Annotated in this window: 21 protein-coding genes; 2 read left to right on the forward strand and 19 right to left on the reverse strand. The window is 64.1% G+C overall.

Annotated elements, in window-relative coordinates:
- Nucleotides 1-213 precede the first annotated feature (213 nt).
- Nucleotides 214-726, forward strand: coding sequence for a hypothetical protein (locus tag ACMAUO_RS20275; RefSeq protein WP_420358718.1), 513 nt, complete (start codon nt 214-216; stop codon nt 724-726).
- A 45-nt stretch (nt 727-771) separates the two neighbouring features.
- Here ACMAUO_RS20275 and ACMAUO_RS20280 read toward each other — a convergent pair whose 3' ends face one another.
- The 18 genes from ACMAUO_RS20280 to ACMAUO_RS20365 all read right to left on the reverse strand — a co-directional run bounded on the left by ACMAUO_RS20280 (nt 772) and on the right by ACMAUO_RS20365 (nt 13756).
- Nucleotides 772-1290 carry a hypothetical protein gene (locus tag ACMAUO_RS20280; RefSeq protein ID WP_420358719.1) on the reverse strand — a complete coding sequence of 173 codons (519 nt, stop codon included), beginning with the start codon at nt 1288-1290 and terminating at the stop codon, nt 772-774.
- A complete protein-coding gene (locus ACMAUO_RS20285; RefSeq protein WP_420358720.1) occupies nt 1287-1685 on the reverse strand; it encodes a hypothetical protein in 399 nt (132 codons plus the stop codon). The genes ACMAUO_RS20280 and ACMAUO_RS20285 overlap by 4 nt, the downstream gene beginning before the upstream one ends.
- A gap of 27 nt (nt 1686-1712) precedes the next feature.
- A complete protein-coding gene (locus ACMAUO_RS20290; protein ID WP_420358721.1) occupies nt 1713-2495 on the reverse strand; it encodes an N-6 DNA methylase in 783 nt (260 codons plus the stop codon).
- A gap of 4 nt (nt 2496-2499) precedes the next feature.
- Nucleotides 2500-2721, reverse strand: coding sequence for a hypothetical protein (locus ACMAUO_RS20295; protein WP_420358722.1), 222 nt, complete (start codon nt 2719-2721; stop codon nt 2500-2502).
- Nucleotides 2718-2897, reverse strand: a complete 180-nt coding sequence (locus tag ACMAUO_RS20300; RefSeq protein ID WP_420358723.1) for a hypothetical protein — start codon at nt 2895-2897, stop codon at nt 2718-2720. The genes ACMAUO_RS20295 and ACMAUO_RS20300 overlap by 4 nt, the downstream gene beginning before the upstream one ends.
- Nucleotides 2898-3097: 200 nt before the next feature.
- Nucleotides 3098-3481: a hypothetical protein gene (locus ACMAUO_RS20305; RefSeq protein WP_420358724.1), complete on the reverse strand. Its 384-nt coding sequence runs from the start codon at nt 3479-3481 to the stop codon at nt 3098-3100.
- Nucleotides 3482-3485: 4 nt separating this feature from the next.
- Nucleotides 3486-4418, reverse strand: coding sequence for an ArdC family protein (locus ACMAUO_RS20310; RefSeq protein ID WP_420358725.1), 933 nt, complete (start codon nt 4416-4418; stop codon nt 3486-3488).
- Between the two features lie 120 nt (nt 4419-4538).
- Entirely contained in the window at nt 4539-5516 is a 978-nt protein-coding gene (locus tag ACMAUO_RS20315) for a hypothetical protein (protein WP_420358726.1), read from the reverse strand.
- An 83-nt stretch (nt 5517-5599) separates the two neighbouring features.
- The gene (locus ACMAUO_RS20320) at nt 5600-5824 is read right to left on the reverse strand and encodes a hypothetical protein (protein ID WP_420358727.1); all 225 of its coding nucleotides are present in this window, start codon (nt 5822-5824) and stop codon (nt 5600-5602) included.
- A gap of 323 nt (nt 5825-6147) precedes the next feature.
- Nucleotides 6148-6588, reverse strand: a complete 441-nt coding sequence (locus ACMAUO_RS20325) for a hypothetical protein (RefSeq protein WP_420358728.1) — start codon at nt 6586-6588, stop codon at nt 6148-6150.
- 4 nt (nt 6589-6592) lie between these two features.
- Nucleotides 6593-6898 carry a DUF5983 family protein gene (locus ACMAUO_RS20330; RefSeq protein WP_420358729.1) on the reverse strand — a complete coding sequence of 102 codons (306 nt, stop codon included), beginning with the start codon at nt 6896-6898 and terminating at the stop codon, nt 6593-6595.
- Nucleotides 6899-6973: 75 nt separating this feature from the next.
- Nucleotides 6974-7597: a hypothetical protein gene (locus ACMAUO_RS20335; RefSeq protein ID WP_420358730.1), complete on the reverse strand. Its 624-nt coding sequence runs from the start codon at nt 7595-7597 to the stop codon at nt 6974-6976.
- A gap of 71 nt (nt 7598-7668) precedes the next feature.
- On the reverse strand, nt 7669-8322 hold the full coding sequence (locus tag ACMAUO_RS20340; protein WP_420358731.1) for an LPD29 domain-containing protein: 654 nt from the start codon (nt 8320-8322) through the stop codon (nt 7669-7671).
- A 587-nt stretch (nt 8323-8909) separates the two neighbouring features.
- Nucleotides 8910-9113, reverse strand: coding sequence for a hypothetical protein (locus ACMAUO_RS20345; protein ID WP_420358732.1), 204 nt, complete (start codon nt 9111-9113; stop codon nt 8910-8912).
- A 429-nt stretch (nt 9114-9542) separates the two neighbouring features.
- Nucleotides 9543-9827: a hypothetical protein gene (locus ACMAUO_RS20350; protein ID WP_420358733.1), complete on the reverse strand. Its 285-nt coding sequence runs from the start codon at nt 9825-9827 to the stop codon at nt 9543-9545.
- Entirely contained in the window at nt 9827-11704 is a 1878-nt protein-coding gene (locus ACMAUO_RS20355; RefSeq protein ID WP_420358734.1) for a ParB/RepB/Spo0J family partition protein, read from the reverse strand. Before ACMAUO_RS20355 ends, ACMAUO_RS20350 begins: the two co-directional genes overlap by 1 nt.
- Nucleotides 11705-11915: 211 nt before the next feature.
- Nucleotides 11916-12218 (reverse strand): hypothetical protein, encoded by a 303-nt coding sequence (locus ACMAUO_RS20360; RefSeq protein WP_420358735.1) that lies wholly within the window; start codon nt 12216-12218, stop codon nt 11916-11918.
- A 23-nt stretch (nt 12219-12241) separates the two neighbouring features.
- Nucleotides 12242-13756 (reverse strand): DNA cytosine methyltransferase, encoded by a 1515-nt coding sequence (locus tag ACMAUO_RS20365; protein ID WP_420358736.1) that lies wholly within the window; start codon nt 13754-13756, stop codon nt 12242-12244.
- Between the two features lie 362 nt (nt 13757-14118).
- Between ACMAUO_RS20365 and ACMAUO_RS20370 the strand changes: the two genes are divergently transcribed.
- Nucleotides 14119-15870, forward strand: a complete 1752-nt coding sequence (locus ACMAUO_RS20370) for an AIPR family protein (protein WP_420358737.1) — start codon at nt 14119-14121, stop codon at nt 15868-15870.
- A gap of 157 nt (nt 15871-16027) precedes the next feature.
- Here the strand turns inward: ACMAUO_RS20370 and ACMAUO_RS20375 are convergent, their stop codons facing one another.
- Nucleotides 16028-21154 (reverse strand): helicase-like domain-containing protein, encoded by a 5127-nt coding sequence (locus ACMAUO_RS20375; RefSeq protein ID WP_420358738.1) that lies wholly within the window; start codon nt 21152-21154, stop codon nt 16028-16030.
- Nucleotides 21155-21272 lie beyond the last annotated feature (118 nt).

A 21272-nucleotide genomic window follows, 5' to 3' on the forward strand; every position in this document is an offset into this window, starting at 1 on the left:
GCCGGGGATTAACGGGAGTGCCGCCCGGTCCAGACCGCAGCAACCCGAGGGCGACGCGGCTACAGCCACTGCCTTCCCCACCCCTACCTTCTTTTTCGTGACTCTCTTTGCTCAATCACGATCTTTTCTGCTGCCCCGTACATTTTTGTCTGTACATCGCGAATCGGCGCCAATAGAATCACGACAGTTTCGACTCACGCTGAGGTCATCATCATGGCGATACTTTCGGTCGACGGGGCCTACATTACGCTTGACGCGCCGTTCCATCCCGAACTGGCCTGCCAAGCCGGCCGCTATCGCGGCCGCTTCGTCGGCAAGGGGAAATGGCGGTTCGACCCCAAATGGGAACCCGAGCTGCGGGCGATGTGCCGCCTGCTCTTTGGCGTCGACGGGCGTCCGGAGACGGTTGCCGATCAGATCGACCTTACGGTTGCCGTGAATGAACGTAGCGTCGCCTACCCATTGTTCCGCCGCTTCAACGCCGACATCTACCTCGGAGGCAGGCAGGTCGCCGGCGTTCTGAAAGCTCGCACCATTGCCCGCCCGGGAAAGGGCATCCGCTTTGTGAAGGCCGAGCCACGTCTGGAGCAACAGGGCCTGGGCTGGTGGCTTTCGGTTCCAACCGGCGCCGAATTCATCATCCGCGGCGTGCCACGGATGGCGGTGCCGTTCATGGAGGCGGGCCTGGTCGACCATGGCCATCTGGTTGCCGCGAAGGCGGCATGACCCTTGCACCCGGCGGGATTATGCTTCCGGCCGGGTGCATTCCCCCTACAGCAAGGCGAGTTGCGACACATGCTGCGTCGGGACCGCGACAGCGGGCAGTTCGCCGTGGGTCGGGCCCCCATATTTCGCCAGCAGGTGGGCGAGCTGCTCGCGCTCCGCGCGGGCCGTCTCCTGCCTCTCCTGGGTGCGGTAGGCCGCAATCAGCCCGGATTCGACGATGCGAGCCCGGATCTCCCGCTCGACATCCGACCAGACTGCCGTCGGCTGCCCCCAGCACGGATAGCCGGCGATCTGCTCGAGGAACGCGACCCGCCCTGCCGTGCTGGCGAAATGGGTGTGCCAGTAGCCGTGCAGGTCGTTGTGCGCGATGAAGCCGAACATGTGCGACAGCCGGTTATAGAGAGCCATCGTCCATCCCGACCTCGGCATGCCCCGCGCAATGAAGGCCAGGATGGCGTCGCCCATCCGCGCCTTCTCTTCGGCACTGTGCCAGCGCGTCGCGGTGAAGCCCCCGGCGGCCATCGCCGGACGCCGAAGGGCGGGAAACTGAATGCCGACCGTCATGCCGCGATCCTCCCCGCGCACGGGGCCCCGGCCGCACGGCGATAGGCGCCATGGAAGCGGTACACGTCGGGCAGGTCGGGATAGGGCGCGGCGATCGCGTCGTCCCCTCCCTCGTGCAGAAGCCAACGCAAGGCGACGGTCACACGCTTGCCATGCGCCAGAGAGCGGATAACCACGGTGTCAGAGCGGCGGGACAGGTAGCGGTCCTCCCAGCGCCCGGTGCGCCGGTTGTAGGCACAGGCCATGCACTGGCCATTCAGAAACGCCTCCACGATCCAGGATGCGTAACGCTCCCTGGGCGCCGGCAGGCGGAAGATTGTGCCGACCGCAACGCAACCGACGCGCAGCGGGTTATCGCCCCCCTGGAAGGGGGAGGCGTAATATTGGCGGATCATGGCGTTTCTCCAGCGCTTCGGCGCGGTTCAGAACAGGGAAAGTTGCAGCAGCGGGCGCTCGGCGGGCACTGGCTGGGTGGGCACACCTGGCGTCGCCACGGGGGCGACCGGGGCTGAAGCCTCAGGCGCAGCGGCAGCACTTGCGGCCAGCTTGCGCGACCACCCGCCGAGAATATGTGCCGGCGTGAACCAGTATTCGCGGGTCTCCAGCGTCAGCGAATTGCCAACGATCACGGTCGCCGGGATATGCAGCAGCGAGAACTGGACGAACGCCATGTGCGCGGCGCGGGGATCCACGTCGATCGCGGTGACGTGCATGTGTTGCCGGTAATTGATCCCGGCGTCCCGCAATGCCTCGGCGAAGGCGATAACCATGGCGCCGGCACCGCAGGCCGGCTCCTGCACCGTGACGAACCCGGTTTGCTCGATGATTCCCCGGGCCTTCCCGCCATCGCCGATCAGCACTCCCGCCATGAGGCGGCATACCTCGAATGGCGTGAAGAACTGCCCCCGATGCGCATTGTGCAGTTCCAGCATCCCGAAGACAGCACCGAGAATGTCGGTCGGGCTCTCGTCCAGCGCGAGGGCAACCTCCGCAAGGATCTGGGGCCAAGCCTCAATCGTCTGCCGGTCATAACGTCCGACGATCTTCAGATACCGGGCTTCCCGCTCGTCGCGCTGCTTCAGGTCGACGGCGTTCGCCACGGAAATTGCCATTGCCTCCATACAATCGGAGAACGTCGTGTAGAGGTCGTGCCGATACCGGGCTGCCTCCAGCAGCTTCGCAATCGTCTTGATCCGAACGGACATCGGCTCACGCCTGCCGCTCGTGACGTCGCGCCCGGCGCAGCGCAATCCGCCAGGCCGCAAACCACTGCACGAGATCGCCGCCGTCGATCGGCTCATCGGCGTCGAAGGCCTCGGCCTGGTAGGCAAGAGCCTCATCGACCAGCGCATCCACTGTCCCGGTGCAGGAATTGGGAGACGCCGTGATGGCGCCCCCCGACCCGTCGTGGGCTTCGGCGTGTCCGCTCATCGGGCCGCTACCTGAACCGGGTGCCGGTGATCCAGATCCGACGGAATCCCGGCGAGAAAGGCCGGCGCGGCGATGATCAGCCATGCGGTCAATGCGATCACAACGCCACCACCGATCAGCGCAATGGCTTCGAACGTATCGGTCAGGCGTGTCGGGGTTTTGCGATGGTCTGCCATGAGGGCGCTCCTGCGGCTCGGATGGAAAGGCATCGGGAGCCGAAGACAGGGCAGACGGCGCTGACCCCTCTTTCTTCTTCTCCTCGATGCTTCCCGCGCCTCATGGGGTGGCGGCCGGTGCAAGGGCGGCGCTTGCGCCGGGAGCCTGCGACGAACCCTTGCACCGGCCGCCACCCCATGAGAGCGACCTGCCCTCTTCCTTAATTTCTCTCCTCTCTTCTTCTCTCCTCGTCTTCGATACTGCTGGGATCGAAATAGGCGGGGCGTCTTGCGAGTTCGTCTGCCTCCAGCTGATCAGCGAACAGCGGCACCGCGCGATCGAGACGGCGCCGGAGATTGCGCCGGCGTGCGGCGGCCTTCCTTTCGCCGCTCCAGCGCCTGGGGGCATCCAGCAGGGGGGACCAGCCATGGCACCACCCGAGGCCAGGCCGCACCGCCGGCGCATGTGTACCCCGGACCGCCTCGCTATCGCCTGCCGACAGGAGCGTGCAGGCCCAGCGCGTCCGTCCGTCGTCGAGTGTCGGGATATCGGGCGGGGGTACCGTGCAGGGATTGCCCCAGAACACGGTGATCACGGCGCGCATCTTCCTATGCCGCCAGTTGATCGGGACCGGTCTGCTCGACCGCTGCGGCCTCGAAGGCCAGAATATAGTCTGCCGCTTGCGTGGCGAGCCGCGCGGCCTTGAAGATTGCGCGTTTGTCGTCGCGGAGCATATCGATCCACGCGCCGATGTAATCAGCGTGGCGCACCGACGGCTGGATGCTCAGTTCCGCAAGAACAAAAGCTGCTGTCAGCTCGGCCACGATCTCCTCGCCCATATAGGCATGGGTGCCGAAACTCCCGGTCTGGTCTCTGTTAAGACGTTTTACATGGCCGCTCCAATGCCCGGCCTCGTGCATGACGGTTCGATACCAATTTACCTGGTCGAAATACGCAAATCGCGGAGGAACCTGTATGTAATCCAGGGCAGGCATATAGAAAGCCTTGTCACCTCCAATACGCAGATCCGCTCCCGTCGCGCAGATCAGACGCTCCGCTCGCGGCACAATGTCACCATCGGCCTGAGGTAACGGCGCCGCCGTCATCTCGATGGGCAAACCGTCGCACTGATCGACGTTGAACACCGTGAACCGTTTAAGGAAGGGCACCGCCCGCGGCTCGGCTTCCAGCTTTTGCCCTTCGGGCACGAACGTATTCGCGAAGAATACCGTCGTGCCTTTCTCTCCCTTGCGAACATTCCCGCCGGCGGCCAATGCCTGGCGAAACGTCAGCCAGCGCTGGCTTGCGAACCCGCGCTGCTGGAGACTGCCCCAAAGCAACAGAACGTTAATCCCGGAATAACGACGTCCTGTGGTGGCGTTGCGTGGCACCGAGGGCGCCGCCACGGTGTTCGACCACGGCTGGACCCACGGCAGGCGCCCATTCTCGAGTTCAGCGACGATCCGGTCCGTGACCTCCTGGTAAATGTCGGCGCGTTCACCCGAAGAGCTTACGGCAGAGGCTGCGGCCCTGGTTGCCATGTTACGGATTCCTTCTTTTTCTGGCTGCCTCGCGCGCGGCCGTCTGCCTGCGACGCCGAAGCGATTTGTGTCCAAAATGGCTCGATTGCGGATGGCGCGCGTGCGGCAGACCGATCCACCTCAAAGGCATTCGAGCATGGTGGCGAAATCGAGCTGAAGCGCGACCCGTCCGACCTGAAGCACCTCCAGCATCCGGTGGTACGCAGCGCATCGCCGCACCGCGCCGAGGCGCCTGGCGCCGGTCGGCGTGTCCAGCACGTCCCATGCGTGGGTCCAGTCCATGACGCCGGCGCCATTTCTTCGTCCGATCAACGCAAACTGGGCGCGCCCGCTGACCGGCATCTTCACCACGATGCCTCCATGCTCATGAGGCGGGTCGCCGAGGCGATGGATGCGGGCTGACAAGCCTGCTTCCTCCATGGCGGCGAGCATGTTCCTGATCGAGCGCGGATCTTGCAGAACCCAGGTGGGAACCGGCACCGGCCGGTTGCGAACGGCCGGATCCGGATCGAAATCCGCTTCGCGGGGCCGGCGGAAGCAGGACGGTGAGGCGAGGTCGCTTCCCCACAGATCCGCCATCGAGGGGGGACGGTTGTGAGCCCGATACCACGCTGCCTCCGCGAGTATCCACGCGCGCTTGGCCTGGCCAAGCCCGATGCGGCCGGCCAGCTGCGCGAACTGAGCCTCCAGCTCAAGCCGGCGGTGGAAATCGCCGCCGCGCGGGATATCGGCAATAGCGCGGGCAATCCCCTCCAGTTGCGCGCGGTTATCCTCCCGCGTCTTCGGCTCCCAGGTGAAGACCAGCTTGCCAAAACGCTGCGCCCGCTGCTCCGCGCGCACCTCTTCCCGGCTCTGCAGAATCTCGACGCTCGTGACGTCGGCCCGACGAAGCGGCCCTTCCACCCGGTGACCCATCGGGGCAGCGGGATCCCGAATAATGAGCATGCGGTGTCCGCCGAAGATCTGAAGTTCACCCTCGACCGGATGTCCGCTCGCGAGCGTCACGCGGAGGCGGCAACCGTGCTCGCACCCAGAAAATGGGCCTGGCGCGCGCGCCTTCGGCCCGTGGGCTTCTGCGCACCGCGGATCGGTCGTCATGGCGGGAAATCCTGTGTTGATACGAAAAAGGCGCCCATTGACGGGCGCCTGAAGAGTGCGGCGAGAAGTGCGGTCTCTGCTGGCTACGCGCTTCTGACGACCGCGCGCGTGGCCGTCGCGTAGCAGACCCGACCGTCCAGACTGTATCGTCTGCGACGGATCTTGATGCAGACCGTCTCGCTCGAACTGCCGGCAAAACAGAACCGCTCCCCGACCGCCAGATCCTCAAAGATCATCGCTTCGGAACCGAACCGTCGTGCTGCCGCCCGCGCGGCGTTCAGGTCGGGATCGCTGGTATTCCGCGTCATTTCTGCCTCTCTCAAGTCTGTTTTCGACCTGATCGGCAGCCTCATGGGGCGGGGGACGGTGCAAGGGCGGCGTCAGCCGGGAGCTTGCGACGAACCCTTGCACCGTCCCCCGCCCCATGAGAGCGGTCTCCCCTCTCCTGCTCTCCCTTCTCCTCTCTCCTCCTTGTCTTCTCTTCTCCCATTCCAAAACCGTTCCGACGTCGGCGCCGCCTTGCCATTGCCCGCGACATCGGAGGATTTGTGTCCAAAATGGCTCGCGGAGTCTGGGCGATCAGATCGCGCGGGCGCCCGTTTTGCGAGCCGCTATCCAAAGGACGGCAGGCTCAGCTCGATCCGTCTCGTTCCGTCGCGCGCAGTCGTGCTGTCTGGACGCTGGCCCAATGGTTCAGGTCGATCCTCTCCACGATTGCGCCCGTCGCCAGGTCGACGATGCAGGCGCCGCCGCCATAGCCGTCCAACCGGGGCTTGCTGCAATCGAACGACCATATGAGCGTCCACAGACTTGGCTCGGTCAGACCGCGTTCTGCGCAATCCTGGACGAAGGCAACGACGTTATCGGGCGAGCCTGCACGGCTGTGGAGCCAAACGACCGGCCTTCCGGCTGCATCAAGATGGTCATACGCCGCCTCGAAACCCTCAGGGTTCGGATCGCCATGGGCCTCTCCGGCTTTGCGCCGCCCATCCAGGGCGAGCAAAGCCTCATGCGCAGCGCTCTCGCTTGTCATTGGGAGGCGCGCTGAGAATCTGGTGAAATATTCGGCCATTCTCTTAATCCTCATCGAACCATGGCAACGCTTCGTCCCGCGGGCCATCCGCGTCGAGCAGCACGTAATCGCAGTCCAGCTCGCGGGCGCGCGCGAACACGGCGTTCAGTGCCCCGCTCCCTGTCCAGCAGATGGAGGCTCCATCCTCTGGGACGTGCACAAACCATCCATAGGGCCCGGCAAAAGCACTGAACGAGAGCGCCTCAATTGCTGAGGACACCATGAGCACGCGATCAGACACAGGCAGATGGCCTGTGCTCAAGTCGAGGAATTTGCGCACCCCACGCGGGATGGATTCTGCTTTCGGCATGGTTCGCTCCGCCTATCCGGCTTTTTCGTTGCGGCAGCGGGGCGGAACATCACGGCCCCGCTGCATTGCGTTTCTTCAGGCCGCGGCTGAGGTCGGCGACAGCCGGCCGGCCAACAGTTCGGCGGCCACATCGAACGGATGGACGCGAGCGGCGTAGCGGTCGCCCAGCGGCACCTCATGCACGATGGAAAACAGGCTCTGCCAACTGTCGGTGCGGCGCTGCACGCGCGCGTTGACCGTCCGCAGATAACCATAGAGGCCGATGGATCCATCGGCGGGCGAGGTAAAGTCGTCCGGCTCTTCACCAGGCCAGAATGGGTCCTGCCCATCCATCTGGAATGGTGCGAGGCGGCTTCCCCACATGCGGACGCCGGGCCCGTCGACGTGCCGGACAGGGCACTCGATCTCGGTGTGGATCCAGTCCGCATTGTGGAACTGGCCGGCGCGATCGGCAGCATCGAAGCCACGCGGCTTCCGCTCACCGCTGGCCACCCGGACAGAGATCATGAAGGACACACGCGGCGCCGCCGTCGCAACAGACCCGCCGAAGGCGAGCGCCTGTTCGGCAATCTCCGGCAATGCACGGGCTTCGATGCGAACAGAGGGCGCCACCTCTCGGCCAAACTCGATCTGGGTGCCGCTCAGCGACGCCGTTTTATAGCGGCGGGCTGGGTGAGCGGAGAGGATGATTGTCGGCATGCTGTATCTCCAGATACGAAAAAGGCCGCCTCACGGGCGGCCTTGATGCGGTGTTTCGGGGATGCCCCCGATCAGGAGCGGGAGGCAAAAATGTATTCCGCGTGGCCGAAGACCATCATCCACGGCGTGGCGTTGCCATCGTGTCCGCTCCGGAAAAGGTCGGTGATAGCCTCGACAGCATTGGAATCCGGGCCTTCCGCCCAACTGACGGTGAGCGCGCCGTAATGCCTTTTGCGCACCGAGAATTTCACGGCGGGAAAGGCCTCCTTCAGCAGGACACGGATGTTCTTCGCGGCGATTGTTCCGTCGCCCGTATCGCCCTGCGTCAGCATGGCGTGGGCCGTGTCTGCACGCAGCCTGGCGATCTCCTGCTCAAACGCTGCCTGCGCGGCCTCTGCCTGGGCTACCTGCTGTGCGATCACCTCGTCTGCATGGCGACACAGGGCAGCAAGCTGTTCCTTGTCGGCAAACCCCTCCTCCCGGTCATGAATCGTCCACTGAACGCCATGCAGGATCGCCTCGGGAAGCAGGCGGGAGTAGCTCCCGGACTCGAACACGATGTCGAACGTGGCAGCGCCGCCGGCGGTGATCGCCGTGCCTGACAGCCGCCTTACAGTGTCGGGCCTCTGCGCGCCATGGATCCTCGTCACGTAGCCGCGACCACGGTTGTAGAGGATACTCGACACCATGGTGCCGACCTCGATCGGGTTGTTTTGCACGGACATCCGGCTCTCCTTTTTCTTGCTGGATGCTTTCCCGCGTGGCGGGACATGGCGGCCGGGGCCAGAGCGGCGCGTCAGCGCCGTTCACGGAGCCACGCGCAGGGCGCGCAGCGCGCGAGCATGGCGACGCTCTGGCGGCGGCCGCCATGTTCTGGCACGCCCCTCCTCTCCGCCTTTCTCTCTTTTCGCTGTTTTCCTCGCACGCGACGGCCTGCGGCGCGCGGATCGGTACAAGCCAGGGGCGGCATGTCCACCGGACACACCGCCCTTGAAAATCGCAGCCGGGCTTGCCATCATCAGAGGTGGCCGAGGGGCATCCGGGAAAAGATAACCCCTCGGCCGGTGCAGGAATGTGACTATTCGGAGAGGCTCTTCAGGACGGTTGCCGCCGCCTGGAGAGCTTTCTTCATCTTACGACGAAGCTTCGAAAGCCACTTCCCGTCCACCACGATCAGGACGATCATGGGGACACTCCTCTTCTGATGGGCTTCGGCACCACGGCCCCGAGGTGCCTGACCCGGCTACGATCATGGGGCCGCGACGGGCGATGTCGTAGCCACGCATCGCCCGTTTCGCCGCTACCGGCTCATTCAGGCGGCCCAGAGTTTCTCTAGCGGCAGGCTCGTTCTCCGTCCATCCGCCGGCGCCGCAGCCGGAAGACCATTCGGGTCGGCATTCGCCGGCGAGCCGGTGACCACCCGGCACGCGTTGGCGACCGGCACCGCGAACAACGGCAGCGGCTTGTCGTGACGGCCGTCCCAGCTCAATCCGTCGCATGGATCGAGCAGGCCCATCCCAATGGCATCGGTATCGCGCTGATGGCAGACCCGCTCGTTCCCTCCGCGAGGCCGCCGACAAGGGACGCCTGCCGCCGCGGCACAGCCGCGACAGGCCACCCGATATGCTGGGTCACCTTCCTCGAAGGCGGCATAGCACCGCCTGCAGGTGACTGGCCCTGAGGTGCATGCCCAGCGGATCGGAGCCGGCCGGCGCGGGCCAGCCCCGGACGAGCGGAAAGAGACATTCGACATCGGTCTTCTCCTTCTGGAATGCCCATCGGCCGCCAGGGCGGGCAGGCCCTGTCGAAAGCGGCGCCGTGGCGCCGGGAGCGCACCCCACGCGCAGGCGGCGCAGCCGGCGAGCATGGGGAGCACCCACCTTTCGGCAGGGCCTGCCCGCTCTGGCAGCCCCACGCTCTTCGCCTGTCCTTCTCCGCTCTTCGCCTATGCCAGAGGGCATCCCTCGTCCTCGAGGGCCTCCTGTGCGGCTTCCGCCGGCGGGATCTGCTCCTCGTAGGCATCACGCCAGCAGCGGTCGGGCAAATCGAATACGCCAAGCCCGGTCCGCCTCCAGATCGCGCGGTCGACCGCACGCATCCAACCGTGGAAGCCAAGATGGCCAGCCGTGTAGCTGGCCATCGTCGGGTCCCGATCATTGCGCGGGATCGGGTTCCTCCCCGCAAACTGGAACGGCTCGGTCTCGCTGCCCCAACTGGCGATCCCCGACATCACGCCGCCCTCACGAACACGACGTGGCTGTCGAAATGCGCGCGCCCCTCGGAGGTCGAGGCAAACTCATCCCGCAGCCGCTCGGCAACAGCGTCGAACGCCTCCCCTGCCCCGTCAGTGTCCGCAGCCGCGCTCACGCAAGCTGCATTGGGGTCCTCCAACGCCGTCTCATCCTCTACGGACACCACGTCGTCACCGTCGCCGGCGTCAGCCGGCTCATCGTCCTCGTCCCCGTCATCGTCGTCCGCCGTCAGGCGCGCCGCATTGTGCGCGTCCTTCGCAAGTTTCGCCTTCCACGCGGCTGTCGACTGCGCGAAGCCTGCCGGCGCCGGCACCCAGCGTCCCTCCCCGACATGGGCGATCAGCGCCGCGCGCATCAGCTTTCCCGTGGACTGGGCGGCCAGGCCCTCTGCCTCGACCGCAGTCGTGATGCCGGCCTTGCTGAACGTCTTCAGGAACTCATCGAACGCCATGTTCGGCATCTGCACGTCCGCATCGAACAGCACACCGAGCAGCTGCGCCGCGATCCCGCTACCGCTGTGGAGGCTCACATCGCAGTTGGCCACGCTCCGGAGCACCGCCATCGTATGCGTGCGCAGGAGATCGGGATCCCTGACCAGCACACCTTCCGGGAACAGGGCGGCAGTGGCGGCATCGCGCGCGGACTGCTCCCCATATCCGCCTGTCGGATCTCCCTGGACTGCAATATTGTCTCCGCAGAAGGCGAGCAGAAGAGCCCCCACCAGGTCCCACGGCTCTGCGGTCGCGCACGCAGCGTCCAGGGCGCTATGCAGCGCGCGCGTCCGGATCTGGCCGATCATCTTCTCACCGGTGCCCGAGATGTCACCACGGACCTTCAGAGCCGGTGCCGACGACCCCATGGTCGCCCCTGCGCCGGGCTGGGGTGTCCACCGCTCGAAGAAGACGTAACCGACCTTCAGCGTCCGGGAATCCAGGTAGAACGCGCGCGGGCCTTCCTCGGCATGCCACAGCCGTCGCATGCCGTCTTCCATCCTCGGGTGCCCATATTCATGCGTATCAAGAAACACATCGTCTTCGCCGAACTGCGTTTCGATCCATGCGCGCTGCGCGTTCGCGTAGCGCTCACGGTCCACCGTGTAGCGGTTATCCTGGCCGCCCTCGGCAAACAGGTCTTCTTCCCAGGCGATCCCGTGCTTGCGGGCGAGAGCATCGTCGAATGAGGCATCACGGGCAAAGAATTGGGTGTGTTCAAGCGCATGAGCGAAGTCCGTCCAATCGAAATCCTTCGCCTCGTCCTCCGTCATGCGATATTCGGCCGGGTCGGCGTCGTCGGCGATCGTTTCGCACCAGATCTCAGCCCAGGCGGCTCTCTGCTCGTCCGCCGGCGTCCGCGCGATGACCCGCAGGGCACGCTCGTCCGGACCGTAATCGATCTCGATCGCGTCGAGGATCGGCGGATGCAGGCCCGCCAGCAGCGACAGTCGCTTCAGATAGGCAGGCGTGACCATCAGCGCCTTGCACAACTGCCGCTCGGTATAGTTCTTCTCGCGGCGCATCCGGTCGACGTACCGCCACTGGTCGGGCAGCGACATGTCCTCGCGAATCATGTTCTCCGAGCCCGCCGCCAGGTCGTCGAGCTTCTCGTCGCCAGACCGCACGATCACCGGGATCATCTTGAGCTTCGCCATGATCGAGCAACGCACCCGTCGGTGCCCGTAGACGATCATCAGCGTCCCGTCGGCCTGCTCGCGCACAACCGGCGGCTGCAGCACGCCGACGATCTGGATATTCAAGGCGAAGCGGCGGTCCCTCTCTTCGTTCGGCGGCGAGGTGCGCGGGTTGTTCGGGTTGGGGATCAGCGTGCGCGGGTCGACTTCGCGAAATTCAGAGGTCATGGTTCGGCCTTTCGGAGAGCGCAGGCTTCCGGACAAGCGGCGGCACCCTGCCATCACTTTCCTGCCTGATAATCTCCGGCGGGCACGGGCCCGGCGCGCGGGCAAGGCCGCGGCAACGCCGCGCTCGCCTTGGCCTTGAGCGCGCGCCGGGGTCGTGGCAGCCACCTCTCTCTTCTGCTTCTCTTCCCTGTTCCGCCTCTTCTCCTGTTTGTCAGGCAGATTGGATTTCCTGCTCTGCCGGGCGTTCCCCCGCCGGATGAATCCGATCGTCATCAAACGCGACATCCTCGGCGATTGTCGCAACATCGAGGGCTGCGCCCACGCGATCGACGTACAGGATCACGCCCTCGCGCCGCTCGTCGGTTTCGATATGCTCCGGCTTCCCGCTGCTCTCGATTTCCTTCCGGGCCTCCCGCTTCGCGATTTCGATCGCCTCCTCCGGTGAGGCGGCGTCGATCGTGAAGCTGTCGTATGCACGCAGCCAGAACCCGATTTTGACCCGATACTCGGCCATGATGATCTCCTGATCGGCATAGATTATTGATAGAGAGGAAGGTCGACGCTGGCTGCGATCGCGATCGGCCTGACCCAGATCGGCGCCGCGCTGAGCATGAAGCTCTCTCCGCTCCAGGCGGCCAGCAGCGTGCGGCCCATTGCCTCCGCGATCGCCTGTGCTGCGTCCGGCGGGACGGCATTGCCGATCCGCTCCCGCCACGCCGTGTCGTTCAGGCCATCGAGTTCGGCCAGTTCCTCCGGGTCGAAGAGGGATTGCAGGCACGCCAGCTCGGCGGTCGTGAACGGCCGGTGCCAGGTGCCATCTTCCGCGCGAATGACCGAAATCAGGCGGTCATCGTGCGCCGGCAACGGCGGACGAGGATCCGCCACGGCCCAGCGGCCGTTGTCGTGGCCGGCCGCGGCACTCACGGCACCGCAGCCATCCTTCCACCGGACCACGCCGTAATGCCCGGCCGTCAGATAATCGTCTCCCTTGCCGCGCGCGAGGCCGGGCCGTGGGTCGGCGACGCTCATCGCGCCGTCGCTGGGTTGAGAGCGGCCGATAACCGTGGACGTGGCCGCGTCCCAGGCGACGACCCGGTAGATGTTGGCGAACTTCCGGTGATTGCTCGGCCGGGGATCGGGGATCTCGGACGCCGTGGGTGAGCAGCCGGGCGTGTCCTGGACCAGCGCGTAGTCGCGCAGCAATCCGTCCTGGACGGCAAGCCGCTCCAGCGATCGCCAGTCCTTCCCGGCCTCGACAAAGGCGAGGCGCACCCAGGTCTGCCAGTGCAGCCGCGGAATGCGGTGCATCGGCCCGGCGCCGGCATCGCCGGGCAGCTTCATGCGCGACAGCACATCGCCCACACCCTGCAGCGCCCGCTTCGGGGGTTCCCACAGGAAGGGGCGGACTTTCTGCGCATGCCGTGCGACCAGCAGGAAGCGTTTGCGCCGCTGCGCCAGCCCACCCAATTCGCCGCAATCGTGCGTCGTCTCTGCAACCGCGTAACCGTAAGCGCGCAGAAGGGCGACGATCTGATCGAGCAGCTCACGCCCCCGCGTCGCAATACGCGGAACGTTCTCGAACAGGATGAACTCGATCGGTTCGTCCTTGTACGCTTCCAGCGTCAGCCAAATGCCACGTAGCGTCAGTCTGTTCAGGGCCTGGTATTTCGGCGTCCGACTGGTGCGCTCCGAGAGCAGGCCGGAAAATCCCTTGCACGGCGCAGAAAGGAACAGAATATGAGGGCGGCGAAAGCCGAACGCCCGGTGAATGTCCTGCGGGCCAGCCTCCCGCCAATCCGCCGGCGGCTCCATTCCATGGAACGTGCGGTACTGGCCCCGATCGAAGAGGTCCAGCACCGTGCCGGGAACACCGGCCAGGCGCTCGAAATCTCGGATCGCCGCCGGATCGACATCAATGCCGCCGAGGCATTCAAAATCGGCGGAGAGCGTCCCATGCCGGGCCTTGGCGGCATTGAAGCCCTTTGCGCCGCCCCCCAGCCCGCAGAACAGGTGGCCATGGAGGATCGTATGGTGCGTGCTGCCGTTCAGCATCGTTTTCCCTTCCCTTTTCAGGGTCAGGGAGCCGGGCCAGCCCGGCCGGGCCAAGTGCGGCGCCCTGGCGCCGGGAGCGCAACCCACGCGCAGGCGGCGTAGCCGGCGAGCATGGGGAGCACCCACCACTTGGTGCGGACGGGGTGGTCTGGCTTGTAGTCTCCTCTACCTATTATCTCCCTTTGGTTTTCGTCTACACTTGCCTCTGTTAAACGCGGCGAACCGGAAGGTAGGCTTTAGTGAGCCAATCGGGGAAGAGAGACGTGATCGATACCCTACATGCGGATCGGATTGTTGTACATCTTTCTTGATTATTATGCGCCGTCGGGTAACCTATAGGTAACAGTTAGTGAGAACGCTCGATGGATTCGGTTACCCAAGCTCTAGTGAAAGATTTCGTTGAAAGCCACGCGCTGACGGGGTTGTCTGCTGACAAGCAATTTGAGCATTTTGCCGCATATAGCGTCGTTAGCTCTCATTATACTGGGGAGTTCGAGGCTTCCGACTTAGTTGTAGGTGACGGCCAAGACCTCAATGTCGACGCTTTTGCCGTAAAGGTGAATGGTCGCATTGCCGATGATGCGGATTACATCAATGATGTACTAGCACTGAACGGGTATTTGGACGCTGAGTTCATTATCATTCAGGCAAAATCCTCTTCAAGTTTCGACGGCGCGGCAATCATTGCGTTGGGGGATAACCTCGTCAACGAGGTTTTTTCAGACAGTCAGAAGCTCCCGGTAAATGACGAGGTGAAGAGGCTCATTGAAATAAAAGAGCGCATTCTCCAAAACGCGTCCCGCCTGAAGGACAATCCAGTTTGCCGTGTATACTATGTTTGCACCGGGAACTGGACAGAAGATGCTTACCTAGTGGAGGCAATCAAGCGTAAAAGGCAGGACCTCCTTGATACTAATTTGTTCTCCGATGTCGTTTTTGAGGCATTAGGCGCCCGCCAGCTTCAAGCACTTTACCGCGCCACGAAGACGAGCATTTCGCGTGAGGTGAAATTTGAAAAGCTCCTTACTTTACCTACAATTGACGGCGTGAGCGCCTCCTACCTTGGCGTTCTTCCGGTAACAGAATTCCTCAAACTGCTTACTGATAATGATGGCGACATCCTCAAGTCGGTGTTCGTTGACAATGTCCGGGACTTCCAAGGTGAAAATCCTGTTAACGCCGACATAGCGAAGACCATTACAGACGGCCTTTTCGATCAGTTTGTACTTCGAAACAACGGAATAACCGTTGTCGCTCGAGAAATCAGGGTAACTTCAAGTAAATATATGCTCGAGGACTATCAGATCGTAAACGGCTGCCAGACCAGCCACGTCCTCTTCGCAAACCAGCACGTTATAACCGGAGACCTCTACGTCCCTATTAAACTGATCCATACCGTCAGTGATGATGTCGCGCAGAGCATTATCAAATCGACGAACAAGCAGACCAACGTTGAAGAAAACGACCTCTTGGCGCTTACACAGTTTCAACGCGACCTGGAAGATTTTTATCAAGGAGTGACAGGCGACACTCAGCTATTCTACGAACGGCGGGCAAAGCAATATGCTAGCGATGGGGCAATCGAAAAAAGCCGCATAGTCACCATTGGGAACCAGTTGAAGTGCTACGCGTCCATGTTTTTAGATTCCCCTAATCAGGCTAGTCGTTATCAGGGGACACTATTGAAGACCGTGAAAGATCGCGTCTTTCAGTCCTCTCATCACCCCGAGTCGTATTTCGTCGCTGCCTTGGCGGCGTACCGCTTCGAATTCGCCCTGCGTAAACTTACCAACGAAGAGCGCGATATTCGCCCGTTCAAATACTTCCTACTTTATGCGTTTAGGTCACGTTTTGAAAAGAACGACTTCCCTGGTGCTGGTAACAAGAAGATCAGGGCTTATAGCAATGCACTTTTAGAATACTTGGCCGATACGTCGAAAGCCAAGAACGCCTTTGATGAAGCGGTGCTAATAATCCGTCACGCACTTGCAGCGTTAGGATTGCCGGTCGCCCGTGACAGCGCTAAATCTCGTCCACTCGTTGATGAAGTAAAGCGTATTGCCACCGCGCGGCGCGCTGCAGCCCTCTCTGCATCCACTGCAGAGGGTGGCTAGGCCAACTTCAATTTCCTCTTCCAGGCAAAAATCTTAAGAGTTACAATGGTCGACATGAGGCGGAGGCCACCGTAAGCGACGGCCTCCGTAATCTAGCAGATTGGTAAAACGGGCGTCGTCCAAAGACGCCGAGACATTGTATTTATCGCTGCCTCCCCTACGCAGCAACCGCACTCTCTCCGGCCGCTGCATTGTTCACCTGGTCCGCATCATTGTCGTTCTCGGCAGGGTGGCCTGCTGCCGCAAGCTCCGCCTCCAGTTCGGCCAGCGCGTTCCACTTCTCGTCGAGAAGCGCCTGCTCGCGGAACGGGACGTCAAGCCGGGCCCGATACGCGGGCACACGCGCCTCGGCGTCCGCCCGGCTGCGCAGCACCTCGGCGTGAGTAGAGTCCAGACGCAGAAGCGCGTGCTCGATTTTGGACACAATCCCGAGCGGCTTGGTCTCTGTGTCAAACTCTACCCCCGCGATTCCGTGGCTGAAATCGATCGCCAGCGTGGCCTCGACCTTGCGCTTCTCGTCCAGACGAAACCGCTGCACCCACGCTTCGAGCACGATGTCGAAACCGCCGATGCGGCCGAGGACCCAGCGTCCCTCTTCTCCCTGCTTCTCGGCCATCCGGGCTTGCCCCAGGAGAAAGGCCCCTGCCCTCTCCCGCTCTGCCATCGCGCCGCGCGGCGCCTCGAAGCGGAATGCGTCGCCCCGCGTCGGTTCCCGACGCGCGATGTCCGCCTCGATCTTCGGAAGCAGCTCGTTCGCCCTGGCGATGTCCCGCTCGCCGGCCTGGATCGCGCGTCGCACCGCGAACTGGTCGTCGTAATGCGCGGCATGGAGCCGTTCGAGCCTGGCCAGTTCCGCCTCCAGCCCTGCCTTCTGCATCAGCCGCGCATCGCCTGACGCGAGCGCCTTGGCCATGGCGAACTGATTGCCGTCGTCGTTGACGTCCTCGATGCGTCGGATCGAGCGGTCCCCAGACATAGCGAGCGAGATGAAGCGCAGCTTGCGCTCCAGCAACTGCCAGTTCGTGGCATCCACGGATCCCTCCTGGGCGTAGGCATAGATGTGGATGACCGGGTTCTGATTGCCCTGGCGCTCAATCCGCCCCTCACGCTGGATGATATCGGAGACCAGCCAGGGCACGTCGAGGTGGTGCAGTGCGATCAGCCGCTGCTGGGCATTCACGCCCGTCCCCATGGTCGCCGTCGAGCCGATCAGGATCCGCTTGCGCCCGCTGTTCAGGTCACCGAACAGGCGGAGCTTGGCCGCCGCCTTCTTGTAGTCCTGCATGAACGCGATCTGGTCGCGCGGCACACCCATCCGCACCAGCTCGTCGCGCATCCACAGATACGCCGAGAAGCCGCGCTTCCCTTCGGCGGCTGCGGTGCCGAGATCGGAGAACACCATCTGCACGGCGCCGGGCAGATCATACGGACGGCCGGTTTCCGCGTTGGTGTAGCGGTTCTCCGACGTCTCCTGCCAGATCCGGAACACGTTGCGGATCATGACGTCGAGCTTGCTGGGCGCATTCTCGTTCGCGGGGTCGCGCTCGACGAACCGGAGATCGATCGCGGCGTGCCGCGCGTCGTTGATCACCGACAGAAGGATGTCGTCGCCTTTCTGGGGACGCGCCTTCCGGTTCTCGATGACGCGGATGCGCTCGGCCAGCACTTTCTGGTAGGCGCGGAAGTCGTCATTCGCCGGCGCAACGACGATTTCGCGGTGTCCGCCATGAATTGCCGGAAGATTCACGTAGCGGCGCAGGTCCTCCTGCTGCACGACATCGGCAAAATGCAGATACATCGCCATCAGATCGGCGACGTTCACAAACTCGGTAAAGCGGGTCACCGGCTTGTAAAGGCCGCTCGGCTGCAGTTCGAGTTCGGTGCGGGTCTCCCCGAAATTCGCCGCCCACGGATCGAACTCGTGCAGATAGCGTTCCTGCAGGCTCTCCAGCGCCATGTAGCGCTGCACGGTGTAGAGCTCGCCAAGAGTGTTGGTGATCGGGGAGCCAGAGGCCAGGATCAGCGGACGCTCCGGATTCTGCTCCGCCAGATAGCGCGTCTTCACGAACAGGTCCCACGCCCGCTGGCTGCCGTTCGGGTCGATGCCCTTCAGGTCGGACTGGTTGGTCGCGAAGCTGAGCTTGCGAAACTGCTGCGCCTCGTCGACCAGGATCTGGTCGATCCCGATCTCGCCCAGATGCACGAGGTCATCCTTGCGGGCAGCGAGGCCTTCGAGCTTCGCCTCCATACCCTCCTTCATCCGCTCGATGCGCTTGCGCGAGAGACGGTCCTCGCCGTCCACCTGGTCGAGAAGTTCCTCGTATGAGGCGATCTGCGCCTCGATCATCTGCCGCTCGAACGCGGCTTCGACCGGAATGAACTTGAACGCATCGTGGGTGATGATGATCGCGTCCCAATTCCCTGTCGCGGCGCGCGCCAGGAACCGCTGGCGTTTCTCCTTCACGAAATTGGTCTCGTCGGCGACCAGGATCTTCGCCGTCGGGTAGAGCATCAGGAACTCGCGCGCCATCTGCGCCAGGCAATGCCCGGGCACGACGATCATCGCCTTCGAGATCAGACCGAGGCGGCGCTGCTCCATCACGGCCGCGCACATCGAGAACGTCTTGCCGCTCCCCACGGCGTGGGCGATGTAGGTGCCCCCCGTGGCGATGATCCGCCAGATGACCCGCTTCTGATGCTCGCGCAGCCGGATCGTCGTGCTGGCGCCCGGCAGGCGGAGATGCGCGCCGTCGAATTTGCGGGCGACCAGGTTGTTGTAGGTGTCGTTGTAGAGCCGCACCAGGCGATCCGCGCGCTCGGCGTCCTGCCACACCCACGTTGAGAACGCGCTCTTGATCGCCGCCAGCTTTTCCTTGGCCGCTTCCGTCTCCTGCGTGTTCAGCACACGATGTTCGCCGTCCTGGTCGGTCCAGGTGTCGTAGATCTTCGGACTGGCCTGGATCAGCGCGTCTTCCAGCAGTTCGCCCGCGTGGCGGCGCTCCGTGCCCCAGACCGACGTCGCCTCGGCCTTTCCGGCGAACGGCAGTTTATCGACGCTCCAGCACGCCACCTGCGCGGTGTGGTGGATCCGTGTCTCCACCCCGAGCACCTCGCGAACGAAATCCGTGACGTCGCTCACCGGAAGCCAGGGGGCGCCCAGTCGGGCGGTGATATCGGAGGGCCGCAGGTCTTCGGGCTGCACCGCCTCCAGCGCCGTCGCGTTGCGGGCGTAGCGGCCGTCATGGCTGGCGGCCTCGCGAGCCTTCGCCAGCTTGGTCCGCACGGGTCCGCTGAGATAGGCATCGGCCGTGACGTAGGAATCCCGGCCCGGGAAGGTAAAGGCGGGATCGAGAAAAATCGCCGAGCCGAGTTCCGTCACCACGTCGCTCTCGGACCGCCCGAGAAGCTCCGCGATCAGCGGAATGTCGACGCGGCCGGTATCGTGCAGGGAGACCGCCAGGGCGTCGTGAGCGGAATGGATTTCCGGCTCCACCGGCGCATGGATGACGCGATCGGTGAACAGCGGACCGGGCCTGCCCGTCTCCGTCGCTTCGTCATATTCTTCGATCGAGCTGACCAGCCACACATCCGGGTCATCGTAGAACGGCTGCAGGTTCGGGCGCCGCTGCGTCTCGGTCTCGACGCCTGAGGTCTCATTCACCCGCACCGTCGTCTTCGTCAGGTTAATCGGTCCGAACTGCCGCACGAACGCCTGATAGGCGCGCTTCAGGTCCCCCTGCCCTTTCGCGAACGGCTGGCTTTCCATCTGGGCGCGCAGCACGCGCCGGGCAGCGTCACGCACCGGAATCAGCGCCTCGATGATGCGCGCGTGCTTCTGGAACAGGCCCTCCTTCTGCTCGCCTTTCCGGATCAGGACCCGGCTCGATCGTCCGGCGACGATCTGGTGCAGCACGCTGCCTTCCAGGAAGTAGCTGCCCTCTTTCAGGTCGGCACCATCCGCTGCGGTGCCGATCTGGCGGCCGTCGGCCGCCGGCGCCACGATCCGACCGTCGATCGGTGCCGGGAAACGGACGTCCGGTGCGATGCGGCCGAGCGCGATCGGCAGCGCCTCGTCCAGGGCGATGCCGGCGATTGGCTCGCAGGTATAGTCCGGCCCGAACTGGGTCGTGGTCCAGGCATGCCGTCCGAGGACCTGCTCGCCATGATCCAGATAGTAGCGGTTCACGTGCAGAGCGCCCTCGCCGAGATCGGTGTCGGGAATCTCCGCGCTCTCCAGCCAGCGGTCATCGCCCGGCAGATCGCCGATTCCGCGACGACGGAAGACCAGGACGTCGACCACGACGTCGGTTCCGGCGTCGGCGCGCATCGCCGTTGCCGGCAGCCGGACCGCACCCAGCAGGTCTGCCATCCCCTGCATGTGTGCCCTTGCCGTCGTGCTGCTCTTGTCGAGCGTATGACGCGAGGTCACGAACGCCGCGATCCCGCCTGGCCGCAGGGCCTCGATCGACCGGGCGATGAAATAGTCGTGGAGGCTGAAGCCCCAGAGGGCACGGTCGTCGGCGTTATGGACGGTCCGGTTGGAGAACGGCGGATTGCCGATCGCGAGGTCGTATCCGCTGTCGAGCTTCGCCTTGGTGAAATCCTCCTGGCGGATCCACTGCCGGGGATACAGGCGCCGGGCGATCCGCGCAGTCACGGCGTCCATCTCGATGCCGGTGAATGCGATGCTGCCGTCGAGCTTCGCGGGTCGCGTGGCGATGAACAGCCCGGTGCCGCATCCGGGCTCGAGCACGGAGCCGCCCTGGAAGCCGCGCGCGAGCAGGAAGTCCCAGATCGTATGCACGATATATTCCGGGGTGTAATGGGCGTATTGCACCGCCCTCGCCAGCGCCGCGCGCTCGGTCTCGCTGGTGCAGGCGGTCAATTCGACGCCGATCTCTTCCCAGCCGCGGCCAACGGTGTCGCCTGCGCGGGGGAACAGATTGTTGGCCAGATCGCCGGCGCCGAAGCCGACGAAGCGACTGAGGATCTGCTGCTCGGCCGCGGTCGCGTTGCGCTCGTCTCGCTCAAGCTCTCCCAGCAGCCGGATGGCGGCCACGTTATCCCGCGCGCGGGCCTGCCAACCCATGGCCAGGCCACGGAGGCCCGTCAGGCGGAAATCGCGCTGCGGCACGACGGCCGGTGCTTCGGCGAGAGCCTTGGCTAGCGCGACCGGCGCGGCGTCGGCGTCTTCTCCTTCCAGGTCGCCCCAATAGAGGCAGGTATCTTTCCCGCTGAGGGGCGTGCTGTCGAAGAGGCTGAACTGGGTTCCGAAATCGGCCATGGAAGGGCTCCGGGCATGCGCGATCGCCCGGCGCAGCGAGCTGGCCGGGGGCGCGAAAAGACGAACGGCCACCTGGAGGTGGCCGCTATGATGGGTCAGGGTGTTGAGGGCAGGGGCG

Source organism: Gluconacetobacter brunescens (genome assembly GCF_048695475.1).
Classification (GTDB): domain Bacteria; phylum Pseudomonadota; class Alphaproteobacteria; order Acetobacterales; family Acetobacteraceae; genus Gluconacetobacter.